Below are 12299 nucleotides of genomic sequence, written 5' to 3'. Positions count from 1 at the left end.
ACCCATATTGGGAACATTGTTCCCATGAGCCACGGGGCTTGCCGTAATGGGAGATGTCAGCCATGTCCGACTATACCCTGGCCTTCGAGGAGCTTCATCTCGTGGAGATCGGCGGCCTGCTTGCCGGGCCTCTCGATGGCGCCGCTCACATCGGCTTCGGTCTCTCCCCCACCGCGATGCGCTTCGACAGCATAAAGCTCAACGTCTGGAATCCCAGGGAGCGCAAGGCATCCTTTACGACGCTGAGGGAGGGCGATCCCTGGTTTGACGAAATCTGCAACGCCCTCGTCATCGACGCCGTCTATGGGGCCCTGATCGCCGAGGCCGTGGAAGGGCATTGGTGCCAGAAGCCGAGTGCCTATGACCGCGCCCGTGATCGCCGGGAGGCGGCGTGAGGCCGGCGCAAGCGGAACCATATTGGGGTGAGGCGATTTCCAATCGAACTATCTGTCGACTATTCCAGAAAATGCGCCAGGGTTGGGCCTTGATGTGAGCGGCGCAGCGGAAAGCCCTGGGTGGACGGGCTCATCGTCAAGATCACCGGCTCCGGTGGATGGGGCAGCAACGGAGCGTTCATTCCGTTGTTCGATCGCGTAGTACTGTCGGCACCGACAGCCCGTCCGGCTATGGCTGGTATTCAGACCTTGCCACACGGATCGCCGAATTTCTCGGTCGGGAAGCGATGGAAGATGGCGAGAACCAACTGATTCACCCGAAGAGGGACTATCCGGCGTGAGTCTGCGTCTGCTGGCCCTGCCAAATACTATCGTCCTGGATCGCCGCCAGCGGCAGCATCCCCTAACTAGGCGCCCACGGCGTCGAGGCGCGCCTTGAGGTCGGCAACCTGCTCTTCCAGGGCGCGCACGCGCTCCTCGAGTTCTGCGATGGCCGATGTGGACGCTGCGGCGGGGCGCGGAGCCGGGGCAGCGAGCATGGAGACCTCGACATCGCCCGACAGCAGATGGGCGAAGCGGTCCTCGCGCTGGCCCGGCGCCCGCCCGATTTCCTTGACCAGCGGCGGGCGGGCGCTGGCGAGCAGATCGAGCTCCTGCCTGATCTCGTCGGCCGAGCCGAAGCTTGCCATGCGGTCGGTCCGGGTCTGCAACTCGTTCAGGGTCTGGGGGCCGCGCAGCAGCATCACCGCCAGCAGGGCCGATTGCTGCTTGGTCAGGTTGAAGCGCTGGCCGGCGAGATGCTCATAGCGCTCGACGCGCGAGCCGAAGGCGCGGCGCACCAGCCCCTGTTGTTCCAGCGTCGCGAGCGTGTGGCCGATCTCGCCCGGCTCCAGGGCCATGACCGGCTCGCGCGACGTCTTCTGATTGGCTGCGGCCTGCAGTGCGTTCAGCGTCAGCGGATAGGCGTCCGGCGTCAGCAACTGCTTTTCGATCAGGCAGCCGAAGACGCGGGCTTCCATGGCATTGAGAAAGGGCGGTTCCTGGGACATGCGAAGGCAGCCTGTTTGCGCAAGGGGATCGGCTTCGAGTGCTACCCGCTCACCGATCATAACTCAACTGGCGAGCAGGCATTCCTTCTGCGGCTTGCGGGGGCGTGTGCTCTGATCCATACCGGAGGCACAAGTTGGCTGCCTCTTCGACGGGGATGCCGGCAGAGGGAGGCGGCATGAACGGCAGGGGCTTGAGTAGCAAGACGGCGCTCATCACGGGCATGACGGGCCAGGACGGCTATTACCTCACCAGGCTGCTGCTGGAGAAAGGCTATCAGGTCCACGGCATCAAGCGGCCGTCCTCCTCCTTCAACACGGCGCGGCTCGATGCGATCTACCAGGATCCGCATGTCGAGGGACGGCGCCTGCATATCCATTATGCCGACATGCAGGATGGACAGAGCCTGGTACGGGTGGTCGATGCCGTGCAGCCCGACGAGATCTACAATCTGGCGGCACAGAGCCATGTGCGCGTCAGCTTCGACATGCCCGAATATACCGCCGACATCGATGCGGTTGGGCCGCTGCGCCTGCTGCAGGCGATCCGCACTCTCAAGCTGGAAGGGCGCTGCCGCTTCTATCAGGCCTCCACCTCCGAGCTTTATGGCGGCCGGAGCGATCAGCCGCAGGACGAGAGCTCGCCCTTCAATCCGCGCAGCCCCTATGCCATTGCCAAGCTCTATGCCCATTGGACCACGGTGAACCATCGCGAGGCCTATGGCCTGCACGCCTCGAACGGCATCCTGTTCAATCACGAAAGTCCGCTGCGTGGCGAGACCTTCGTCAGCCGCAAGATCACCCGGGCGGTGGCGGCGATCGAGGCTGGCCGGCAGGACAGGCTCTATCTCGGCAATCTTGAAGCCCGGCGCGACTGGGGCCATGCCCGCGACTATGTGGAGGGCATGTGGCGCATGCTGCAGCAGGACAAACCCGATGATTACGTGCTCGCGACGGGCCGGGCCCATTCGGTGCGCGATTTCGTCGAGCGGGCCTTCGCTCATGTCGGCCGCTCTCTCGATTGGATCGGCGCCGGCCTGGAGGAGAGGGGGGTCGACCGGGCCAGCGGGCGCGAACTCGTCAGCATCGATCCGCGTTATTTCCGTCCCACCGAAGTCGACCATCTCGTCGGCAATGCCGCCAAGGCGCGAAGCATGTTAGGGTGGCAACATCATACGAGTTTCGAGGCGCTGGTCACGGAGATGATGACCGCCGATCTCGAAGCCGAGCGCGGCAATAATAGGGCTGGATGAGACGGGCCGAGAAAGCTATAGCGTTTTGCGATTGGACGGAGTCACCAAGAATCGCAAAGACGCGTCAGAACAATGAGTTAGAGCAAATTAGCGTTCACGCTTGAACGCGCTTTGCTCTAGGGCTCCGCAGACCTATCTCTGCTCTCCTCGGCAAGGTACCAGGCATAGGTCTCGGCGAGGCCTTCCTCGAGTCCGATGCGAGGGCGCCAGCCAAGCGCGGCGATACGCGATGAATCCATCAGCTTGCGCGGCGTGCCGTCCGGCTTGCTGCGATCATGCCTGGTGCCACCAGCATAGCCGACGACGCGTTTCACCACTTCCAGCAGTTCCAGGATCGTGATGTCCTGTCCGGCTCCGATATTGATCGGCTTCTCGTCGGAATAGGTCTTGGCGAGGCGCACCAAAGCGTCGGCGCAGTCGTCGACATGCAGGAATTCGCGCCGGGGCGTGCCGCTGCCCCAGATCTCGATGGAGGGTGCCTCCTGCAGTTTGGCTTCGTGCACCCGCCGGATGAAGGCGGCCAGGACATGGCTCGACGCCAGATCGAAATTGTCGTGCGGGCCATAGAGATTGCAAGGCATGGCGGCAATGAAGTCGCAGCCATGCTGGCGCCGATAGGCCTGGGCCAGTTTGAGTCCGGCGATCTTGGCGATCGCATACCACTCATTGGTCGGCTCGAGCGGGCCTGACAGGAGCTGGTCTTCATCGATCGGCTGGGCGGCTTCCCGGGGATAGATGCAGCTCGATCCTAGCATCACCAGTTTGCGGATCCCCGCTCGCGCGGCCGCATGCACGACATTGGTTTCGATGGCGAGGTTGTCGTAGAGGAAATCGGCTGGGAGGCTGGCATTGGCGAGGATGCCGCCGACCTTGGCTGCGGCGAGGAAGATCACCTCGGGTTGCGTTCGCTCGATCCAGGCCTCGGTCTCGGCCTGCCGCCTGAGGTCGAGCTCGGCCCGGCCGGCCGTCAGCAGGGTGCACCCCTCGTTTTGCAGCCGCCGCATCAGGGCGGCACCGACCATGCCGCGATGGCCGGCGACCCAGACCCTTTTGCCTTCCAGCGACATCATGGAGATCACACCCCGTTTCGATTTCGGCTGCCTCCTCTATAGCAGGACCCCAAAAACAAAAACCCGGCATAAGCCGGGTTCCCGTCGAAATCCGTTTGACCGGATCAGAACTTGTAGCTGACGCCGACCGTCGCGGTCGTCTGGGTCCAGCCGGCCTTGACGCTTGGATCCGTGACCACATAGCGCTTCTTCTGGAAGTCGGTGTAGCGCACTTCCACGCGCCCGATCCAGTTCTGGGTGAAGGCATATTCAGCGCCGGCGCCAATGGTCCAGCCCACATGCGTGTTGGTGTCGCTGGTACCGTAGGCGTTGCCGAACAGCTGCCCCCGATCCGACAGCTTGCCTTGCGCAAACGCGACGCCGCCGGTGGCATAAAGCAGGATGTTGTCGAAGGCATAGCCGGCGCGCAGGCGAACCGAACCCTGCCATTCGCTCTTCATCTGCAGACGGCCAGTCCAGGAACCACCAGCATAGTTGTAGCGATGGCTGCCCTTGACGTCGGCGTAGTCGATATCGGCTTCGGCACCGACGACGAACTGATTGATCTGGTAATTGTAGCCGGCATGGGCACCGCCGACGAAGCCGTTCATGTCGAAATGATCGGCTGCGATATTGGTCGGCAAAATCGGGCCATTCTCGGAAGAATGATTGTCGCTTTCACGACCCCAGCCATAACCGGCGTGCAGGCCGATATAGGGACCGGACCAGTCAAAGGGCGTGTAGGCTGGAGCAACTGGCTCGACGGCCTGGGGCGCCAGGTCGGCAGCGTTGACGGCACCCGCAAAGAGGGCCACGGCCACCACGGTCGGTGCGAAAACTGCCTTGAACATGATGCCCCCCGTTCTCGCCCGGTACCGAGTCTCGTCCGACACCGAAACATTCCTATGTACGAAGCTATGGGAGAGCCGTGATTCCAAGTCAAAGGAATTGCCCGGCGTGTCGGGTGTCCGCCACATTTTCGCCACGAGATGTGGCGGATGGGTTACAGTATTCCGGTACCGACAACCCAATGCTACCTCTCGCGGCTCAAAAGGGCTCGAAATAATGGTTCGAGACGCATTTCTGGTGATGATTCGCGAGGAAAACAAAGGATCTCTGTCGGTGCAGCCTGATTGACAGCCCCCGATCTCCTACCTACAGCTGAACTATCGGTTTCCTGAATGGCGCACTGCTCAATGCCGAGCCTCCGGTGACGGATAATGTCGCATCGGAGGCTTTGTTTTATCCAGGACGTTGGACTTGTCATGATGCACGGCCGGGTGACCATATCGGCGGCGATGATCGTGAAGAACGAGGCCCGCTTCCTGCCGGGGTGTCTGGATTCGCTGGCAGGCAGGGTCGATGAGATCGTCGTGGTCGATACCGGTTCGACCGACGGAACGATCGAAATCGCCGAGCAGGCGGGCGTGCACCTTCTGCACCAGGCCTGGCGAGGCGACTTCGCCGGCCCCCGCAATTTCGGCCTCGATCATGTTCGAACCGGCTGGGTGCTCTATATCGATGCCGATGAGCGCCTCGGCTTGCCGCGGGGCGGCCGCCTTGCGGACTATATCGATCCCGTGGCCGTCGCCGGTTTCGTCCGTTTCCGGCCCAAGACCAATTTCACCCGCTATCGCGAATGGCGCTTGTTCCGGGCCGATCGGCGTATCCGTTTCGCAGGCATGATCCACGAGACGGCGGTACCTGCCATCAAGGCGGTGGGCCGGCTGGAGGGCTGGCCGGTGGTGCAGACAGATGTCGAGATCGATCATCTGGGCTATGACGGCGACATCTCGCACAAACATCCGCGCAATCTGGCTTTGCTGGAGCAGGCCCTGCCGGGCGATCCGGACCGGCTGTTCTACTGGCATCATCTGGCCGAAACCTATGCCGGGCTCGGCCGGTGGGAAGAGGCGGAGAAGGCCGCCCGGCAAGGCCTCGAACGGGCCGAGGGACAGGACGACGACAATCGCAGCGCGACCGCGAGCCTGCTCCATCAATTTCTGGTGCGGTCCGAACTGCGGCAAGGACGCGACCCCACCGGCCTGATCGCTTCGGCGCTGGCGCGTGAACCCGACGACTATGCCCTGCATTTCCTCAAGGGCCATGCTCTCCTTGTGATCGGCCAGGCGGAGGAGGCCCTCGAGGTCGCGCAATTCCTGCGGGGCATCGATCCGGACCGGCTACCCGACGGCTGGCTCGCCTTCGATCGGGCCCTGTTCGCGGACAAAGCTTGCGAGTTGGCGGCGCTGGCCTGTCTCGATCTTGGCCGGCATACCGAGGCGGGCGGATATTTCGCCGAAGCCTCGCGCCTCGCGCCCGGCGTGCTGGCCTATCGCGTCAAAGCTGCGGCCTTTGGCGGCATCGTGCCTGTGGACCAGTGAGGGCCATTTCGGATGGAACCGACCCGCAATCTCGTGCTGGTGCATAGCCAGGGCTGGCAAAGCGTCGCCGATTTCGAGGCCATCAAGGGCTTCGTCCAGGAGATGGCGCCGGACATCGAGGTGTTCATCGCTTCCAACGATGCCCCGTCTTCCTATACGCGCAAGAAGGCTGCGGCGCGGCCTGCCCTGATCTTCTCGCCGATCCGGCTGCAGCGCTTCAAGCCGGACAGGGGCAGGATCTATCAGGGCCAGCCGATGTCGAAACTCGCCGAGGTGCAGCGGTTGGCGACGGCCGGCGTGCCGGTACCGCCTTTCGAGGAGATCCGCCCCGACACGGTGCTCTCGCCCGAGACCTACGGTCCCCTGGTCGTGGTCAAGCCATCCTACCCCTTCGCATCCTGGGGCCAGGGGGTCGAACTCCAGCACAGGGGCAAGGTGCGCTACCGGCCACCGGAGGACTATCCGCCCGACCATCCCGGGCGGCAGGGACCGATGATCGCGCAGAAATTCATCGATTGCGGGCATGCCATGACTTGCCGCGTCCTGACCCTGTTCGGCGAGACCATCTTCACCTTCGGGCGTGAATCCACCAGGCCGCTGGCGCTCGACCTAGGCAGGGAGACCTATGACGTGGCCGATTTCATGCCGGCACCGCCGGACAATTTCGTCTACGCCACCCATGAGCCCGACATCCTCGCCCTGGCGGCGCAGGCCTACCGGGCCATGCCGGAAGTGGCGCTGCAGGCCTGCGACATCCTGCGGGCGCAGACCGGCGAGCTCTACATCATCGAGGTCAATCCGGGTGGAGGCACCTGGATGTTTTCCAGCAAGCTGGCCGATCGCTATCGCGAACGCCTCGGAGTCGAAGACCTGACGGCGGAATTCGATGCCTTTCGCACCTGTGCCCGCCTGCTGGTGGAACGCACCCGGGCCGAGGCGGAATAGGCAAAGTCATGCTCGATGGTGAAGGCGTTATGCCTCCCTTTCGCCGAGGGTGGACCGCACGCGCAGCCAATGCAGCAGCAGGGCCGCGCCGAGGAAGGCGGTTCCACCGAGATCGGCCCAGGCATCGGCAGCCAGCAGCAAGGCGCCGCCTATGGTGGCCAGGATGCGTTCGAACGCATTGGCATGGCGCAGGGCATAGCCGGTGGCGCCCATGGCGAGGCCGACAAGCGCGAGGCAGGAGGTGGCGGTGGTCAGCAGCACCTGCAGCCATTCAGCGAGATCGGCGGGCCAGCCGCCGCCGGGGGCGAGCATGAGCAGCCGCAGGCCGTCTGGCGTCAGGCAGAACATGAAGGGGACCAGAAAGGCCGGCAGCGTGTATTTCCAGGCCTGGATCATGGTGCGGAAGGGCGTGCCGCCGGTGATCGCTGCCGCGGCGAAGGGCGCCAGTGCCGTCGGCGGAGAGACGTCCGCCAGCACCGCGTAGTAGAACATGAACATATGGGCGGCCGGCTCCGGCACGCCGACGCCGGTCAGCGCCGGCACCAGCATCACGGCCGCAATGATGTAGCTCGCCGTCACCGGCACGGCAGTGCCGAGGATCCACATGGCGATGGCGGCGAGGATGATCACCACCACCCGTTCGCCTCCGCCGAGCGTGACGATGATCGAGGAGATGGTCAGGCCAAGACCCGTGAGATTGACGACGGAGACGATGATGCCGGCGCAGGCGCAGATCGAGGCGATGCCCAGTACCGAGCGCGAACCGTCGATCAGGGCCTCGATCATGCGCGTGGCGGCAGGATCGGGTGCGCGCCCGGCGCGCAGGGCCAGCCAGGCTTCGAGGCCGGAGGCGAGCGTGGCCGCTGCCATGCCCCAGAAGACGCACACAGAGATGCGCCCGTCGAAGAGGTTGACCAGGCCGAACCGAGCCGACAGGCCGGACACGCCGAAACCATAGGCGGCGAGGCCCGCGATCACGCCGATGGCGAAGGCGCGCGGTGTCACCAACCGGCTGTGCTCGCGGATCATCGACAGGCCGAAGGCGATGGCGATCGACCAGAACACCGCCAGGAAGGAGGTGAAGCCGAGGATGAGGAAGACGGCGATCGCGCCGAGCGAGAGGAAGTGATAGCCCTCGCTCACCGTCAGCTGCCACAGCGAAGCGTCGGAGGTCTTCACCGGCGTGACCTTGAGGCGGCGGGCGTCGGCCTCCGTCATCAGCCAGCAGGAGAGGTAATATAGTAAGGTAGGAATGGTGGCGTAGATCAGGATGTCGAGATAGTCGACATTGAGATATTCGGCGATGATGAAGGCCGCAGCCCCGAGAGTCGGCGGCGACAGGGTGGCACCGATCCCGGCCGCCGAAAGCATGCCGCCGGCGACGTTGGGCGTATAGCCCGAGCGCCGCAGCATCGGCCAGGCGAGAGAGGCGATGGTCACCGTGGTGGCGACGCCGGAGCCCGACACCGTGCCGAGCAGGAAGCCCGAGGTCACGACGGCGCGGCCGGGGGCGGAGGGCGAGGGCTTCTTGCCGAACAGGGCGAAGGCCCAGTCGATGAAGAATTTGCCGGCGCCGCCTCGTTCCAGCACCGCACCATAGATGGTGAACAGGATGATGAAGGTCGCAGCCACGTCGAGCGGCGTCGAGAACAGGCCCTCCAGCGTCAGGGCGTTCTGGCCGATGATGCGCTGCAGGGAGAAACCGCGATGGTCGAAGGGCTCCGGGATATAGGGCCCGAAATAGCAGTAGATCAGGAAGAAGATGGCGATGGCCGGCAGGATCCAGCCGACGGTGCGGCGGGTCGCTTCCAGGACCAGCAGGATCAGCGCCCCGCCGAGTACCAGTTCTTCCGGCGTCGGGCGGGTCGGGCGGGCCTTGTAGTCCTCGATGGTAAGGCACAGCACCAGCGCCGTGCCGATGCAGAGCACGACCAGGATCCAGTCGAGCACGCGGGTGTCGATCAGCAGCCGGCTGCGTGTCGCCAACGGCATCAGGGCGAAACACAGGCCGATCACGAGGAGCTGCAACGCCGCCGGCAGGCTGCGGGCGAAGATGCCGCTCTGCAGCGCCAAGGCGAGGCAGGCGAGAGCGCCGATGAGCCCGGCGAGCCATTCCTCGATCGAGGCGGGGCGCGGCGTGCGGTCACGCACCAGCGGAAAGAGAGCGAAGACCAGTGCCAGTACGATGGCCAGAAAGCTGACGCGGTAGATCGTGGTGTTGACGGCGAATTGCGTCCAGTAGAGCACATAGGCCGAGAGGCCGAAGAGCGAAAGGCCGGTCACCCGCCCGAGCCAGCCGGACAGATGCGTCGCCGGGCCGCCCTCATTGTCGGAGGAGAGCCGCTCGAATTCCTCTTCGGTCAGCTCGACCCTGGTTTCGGTTTCACGCATGGAGCCTGATTGACTTTGCTGGGGAATCTTTCCGGGATCGCAGGCTTCCAGCCCCCTTTGGAAACCGCCGCGTTCGCAAGTGAAAGAGCCGAAGGGATGCCGGCGATCCCAGGGACTACTTCAGCACGCCCTTGGCCTTGTAGTAGGCCTCCGCCGCCGGATGGAAGGGCACGGCCGTCTTGGTCGCGGCGGTGGCAAGCGAGAGCTTGCGGGCTTCGGGATGCACCTTGTGGACCTCGTCGAGATTGTTGAAGAGGCCGTCCAGCATGGTGGTGATCAGGCTGTCCTCGGCCTTGGCCGAGACGATCAGGACATTGGCGATGCCGAGGCCCGCGACATCGCCGCTCAAGCCGGCATAGGCATCCTTCTTGAGGAGGAAGGGGCGGTAGAGGCCGGGATATTTCTTCTCGACCACGGCGAGTTCCGCATCGGCCGGGATGAAGGAGATCGGCGGCTGGCCGGTGGTCGCGAGGTCGCGCACAGCCGAGGTCGGTACGCCGCCGATCCAGAAGAAGGCGGCGACCTTGCCGTCCTTCAGCGCGCCGACCGATTCGGCCACGCCGAGATTGTCGCGTGTCACGTCGGTCTTGGGATCGAGCCCGGCCGCGGCCAGGACGCGATCTGCGATCGACTCGGTAGAAGAGCCGGCCGAGCCGATGGAAACGCGCTTGCCTTTGAGATCGGCGATGCGGTTGATGCCGGCATCCTTGCTCGCCACCACATGCAGGAAGGAATCGTAGAGCACGGCGAGCACCGCGACATCCTGCTTGCCGTCCTGCTCATAGGCGCCAAGACCGTTAATCGCGTCATAGGTGGAATCGAGGGTGGAAAAACCAAGCTCCGCCTCGCCGGCATGCAGCAGCTTGGCATTATCGACCGAACCGCCGGTGACTTGGGCCGTTGCCTGCAGATTGGGGACTTTCTCGGAGAAGATTTTGGCGAGGCCGCCGCCATAGGGATAGAAAACCCCGCCAGTGCCGCCGGTGGCGACCACCATGCGAATACGCTTTTGGGCCCTTGCAGGCGCCGAGAGGGCCGTCAAAATAAGTCCGGCGCCGGCGGAAAGCAGGCCGCGACGGTTGAGGAGCATGGCGGACATGTGAATCTCCCTGAATGATGTTCGTTATGGTTGAGGCAGATCATAGGGAGCAATCGCCGATCTGCAAGCATGCTCCGCCGGCTTGCCGAAACGCTACGGCAATCGGCGGGCATTTCATGGGAAGGATGGGAGGCCCGGCGGATCTTCCTCACGAAGGCCGGCCGCCCTCCCTGGCGATCGATTCGTGGTTGCGCAGGACGAGCTGGCCGAGGCCGTGCTTGGCGGACAGGCGGCCGAGATTGGCCTGGCGGGCGGCGAGATTGACGGCAGCCGAGACGCTGTCGTCCCTGGCCGAGATGCGCACGGCATTACCCTGGGGGCCGGAGAATGGCACGCCGGCGGCGAACAGGCGCAGATACCAGTCCCAATCCCAGTAATAGGGCAGCTTGTCGTCGAACGGGCCGAGATTCTGGTGCAGGCTGCGCGGATAGATCACGCCTGACACCAACAGGCGGTTGTCGCGGCGGATGGCTTCGGCATCGGCATGGGCCTCGAAGGCGAGTTCGCTGCCGGCATCGGCACGCTGGCCCTCGGCAACGATGCGGCCGGAGGCATAGAGGAGGCCACGGCTGTCGGACTTGGCGAGCATACGCTCGAGATGGTCAGGTTCTGCCCACCAGTCGTCGTCATCGAGGAAGGCGATGCGCCGGCCTCGCGCTGCGGCCACGCCGAGATTGCGGGCCGGAACCTGGCCGCTGCCCCCGCTGAGCAGGGCCTGCAGGTGATCAAGGCCGAGGTCCTCCGCCAGCCGCGCCCCTCTGCCGTCGCCATCATCCACCACGACGAGCTCGAAATCCCGGAAGGATTGAGCCTGTGCCGAGGCCAGCGCCCGCTGCAGGAGTTCAGGCCGGTCTTTGGTGGGGATGATGATGCTGAGTTCAGGCTGGGACATGTCGGTTTTGGTGCGAGGTGCCACTGGAGATCGAAAAGCCTTCCCCGACGCGCGGAGAAGGCGCCTCCTCAGCGGCTGGGCTTGCCCTTGATCAGATGCGGCAGCATGCCCTTGCGCTTGGCCTCGTAATAATAGCCGCTGGAATAGAGCCGCACCGCCCGCTCCGGGCTGCCGCCCGAGACGCGCCAGGCATTGGCGAGATAGGCGGCGCCATAGGTGAGGTTGGTATCGGCGTCGAACAGGCCGGCGGCGCCGCCCTGATACCCCATGCCGCGGGCGGTATCGAGCCGCATCTGCATCAGGCCGAGATAGGGGCCGTTGCGCGCGCCGGGATTGAAGCCGCTTTCACGCTTGACCACCCGGCGCAACAGGCTCTCGGGCACGTTGTAGCGGGCGGCGTGCTTGGTGATGAGGGAATCGACATCGCCGATGGGTTTGAGATTCAAAGGCTCGGCGGCGGCTTTCTGCACGGCTGCCGGTGCTGCCGTCGGGATGCTGGCAGTCTGGATCTCGGCTTCGGGCGCGGGGGGAACCGCCAGGCTGGCCCCCGCTATGTCGCGCGGGCGGGTGGGCGGCAGGGGGATGGCGGCAAGCGTGGTTTCGCCCGCCTTCACCGCTTCGGGAGCGGCGGCAACGGCCGCGGGCGTGGTGCCGGTACGCCTGGCGCGCTTTTCGAGCTTGGCCTTGGCCTTGAGGACCGGGCCGGGCGCTGCAACCGCCACGGCCTGCGAGGGGGCTTGTTGGACCTGTGTCTGCGCCTGTGCCAGACCGGGGAAGGTGAGGAAGCCGATTGTCAAACAGCCGGCCAGCGCAAATTCAAGGTTTCTCAAGCGTCTCGTCTCCGC

11 protein-coding genes are annotated in these 12299 nt (G+C 64.5%); 4 read left to right on the top strand and 7 right to left on the bottom strand.

Annotated features, from left to right (window positions below):
* Positions 1–62 precede the first annotated feature (62 nt).
* Positions 63–395 carry a hypothetical protein gene (locus J8I29_RS21170; protein ID WP_209433159.1) on the top strand — a complete coding sequence of 111 codons (333 nt, stop codon included), beginning with the start codon at positions 63–65 and terminating at the stop codon, positions 393–395.
* 407 nt (positions 396–802) lie between these two features.
* Here the strand turns inward: J8I29_RS21170 and J8I29_RS21165 are convergent, their stop codons facing one another.
* The gene (locus J8I29_RS21165; protein ID WP_105864068.1) at positions 803–1444 is read right to left on the bottom strand and encodes a DUF480 domain-containing protein; all 642 of its coding nucleotides are present in this window, start codon (positions 1442–1444) and stop codon (positions 803–805) included.
* Positions 1445–1635: 191 nt separating this feature from the next.
* Between J8I29_RS21165 and gmd the strand changes: the two genes are divergently transcribed.
* Positions 1636–2694, top strand: coding sequence for a GDP-mannose 4,6-dehydratase (gene gmd, locus J8I29_RS21160; protein WP_209433233.1), 1059 nt, complete (start codon positions 1636–1638; stop codon positions 2692–2694).
* A 116-nt stretch (positions 2695–2810) separates the two neighbouring features.
* Here gmd and J8I29_RS21155 read toward each other — a convergent pair whose 3' ends face one another.
* Together J8I29_RS21155 and J8I29_RS21150 are read right to left on the bottom strand one after the other, a co-directional pair.
* Positions 2811–3764 (bottom strand): GDP-L-fucose synthase, encoded by a 954-nt coding sequence (locus J8I29_RS21155; RefSeq protein ID WP_280870976.1) that lies wholly within the window; start codon positions 3762–3764, stop codon positions 2811–2813.
* Between the two features lie 104 nt (positions 3765–3868).
* Positions 3869–4594 (bottom strand): outer membrane protein, encoded by a 726-nt coding sequence (locus J8I29_RS21150; protein ID WP_209433158.1) that lies wholly within the window; start codon positions 4592–4594, stop codon positions 3869–3871.
* Between the two features lie 414 nt (positions 4595–5008).
* Here J8I29_RS21150 and J8I29_RS21145 point away from each other — a divergent pair, with 414 nt between their 5' ends.
* Positions 5009–6127 carry a glycosyltransferase gene (locus J8I29_RS21145; RefSeq protein WP_209433157.1) on the top strand — a complete coding sequence of 373 codons (1119 nt, stop codon included), beginning with the start codon at positions 5009–5011 and terminating at the stop codon, positions 6125–6127.
* 12 nt (positions 6128–6139) lie between these two features.
* Complete coding sequence (locus tag J8I29_RS21140; RefSeq protein WP_209433156.1) at positions 6140–7072, top strand: hypothetical protein; 933 nt, start codon at positions 6140–6142, stop codon at positions 7070–7072.
* A 27-nt stretch (positions 7073–7099) separates the two neighbouring features.
* On the opposite strand, the gene J8I29_RS21135 is transcribed toward J8I29_RS21140, so the two are convergent.
* From J8I29_RS21135 to J8I29_RS21120, 4 genes are all read right to left on the bottom strand, one after another.
* Entirely contained in the window at positions 7100–9463 is a 2364-nt protein-coding gene (locus J8I29_RS21135) for a TRAP transporter fused permease subunit (RefSeq protein WP_209433155.1), read from the bottom strand.
* A gap of 115 nt (positions 9464–9578) precedes the next feature.
* Positions 9579–10562 (bottom strand): TAXI family TRAP transporter solute-binding subunit, encoded by a 984-nt coding sequence (locus tag J8I29_RS21130; RefSeq protein WP_209433154.1) that lies wholly within the window; start codon positions 10560–10562, stop codon positions 9579–9581.
* Between the two features lie 148 nt (positions 10563–10710).
* Positions 10711–11454 (bottom strand): glycosyltransferase family A protein, encoded by a 744-nt coding sequence (locus J8I29_RS21125; protein ID WP_105864075.1) that lies wholly within the window; start codon positions 11452–11454, stop codon positions 10711–10713.
* A 68-nt stretch (positions 11455–11522) separates the two neighbouring features.
* Positions 11523–12284: a lytic transglycosylase domain-containing protein gene (locus J8I29_RS21120; protein WP_245197225.1), complete on the bottom strand. Its 762-nt coding sequence runs from the start codon at positions 12282–12284 to the stop codon at positions 11523–11525.
* Between the last annotated feature and the right edge of the window lie 15 nt (positions 12285–12299).

The organism is Labrys sp. LIt4, assembly GCF_017813775.1.
Lineage (GTDB): Bacteria > Pseudomonadota > Alphaproteobacteria > Rhizobiales > Labraceae > Labrys > Labrys okinawensis_A.
This window is presented reverse-complemented; position numbering and strand designations above follow the sequence as displayed.

What these genes read in the sequence shown, in the direction of transcription:
- J8I29_RS21170 (WP_209433159.1), top strand. Translation starts at nt 63, where the DNA reads ATGTCCGACTATACCCTGGCCTTCGAGGAGCTTCATCTCGTGGAGATC.
- J8I29_RS21165 (WP_105864068.1), bottom strand. Translation starts at nt 1,444, where the DNA reads ATGTCCCAGGAACCGCCCTTTCTCAATGCCATGGAAGCCCGCGTCTTC.
- J8I29_RS21155 (WP_280870976.1), bottom strand. Translation starts at nt 3,764, where the DNA reads ATGATGTCGCTGGAAGGCAAAAGGGTCTGGGTCGCCGGCCATCGCGGC.
- J8I29_RS21150 (WP_209433158.1), bottom strand. Translation starts at nt 4,594, where the DNA reads ATGTTCAAGGCAGTTTTCGCACCGACCGTGGTGGCCGTGGCCCTCTTT.
- J8I29_RS21145 (WP_209433157.1), top strand. Translation starts at nt 5,009, where the DNA reads ATGATGCACGGCCGGGTGACCATATCGGCGGCGATGATCGTGAAGAAC.
- J8I29_RS21140 (WP_209433156.1), top strand. Translation starts at nt 6,140, where the DNA reads ATGGAACCGACCCGCAATCTCGTGCTGGTGCATAGCCAGGGCTGGCAA.
- J8I29_RS21135 (WP_209433155.1), bottom strand. Translation starts at nt 9,463, where the DNA reads ATGCGTGAAACCGAAACCAGGGTCGAGCTGACCGAAGAGGAATTCGAG.
- J8I29_RS21130 (WP_209433154.1), bottom strand. Translation starts at nt 10,562, where the DNA reads ATGTCCGCCATGCTCCTCAACCGTCGCGGCCTGCTTTCCGCCGGCGCC.
- J8I29_RS21125 (WP_105864075.1), bottom strand. Translation starts at nt 11,454, where the DNA reads ATGTCCCAGCCTGAACTCAGCATCATCATCCCCACCAAAGACCGGCCT.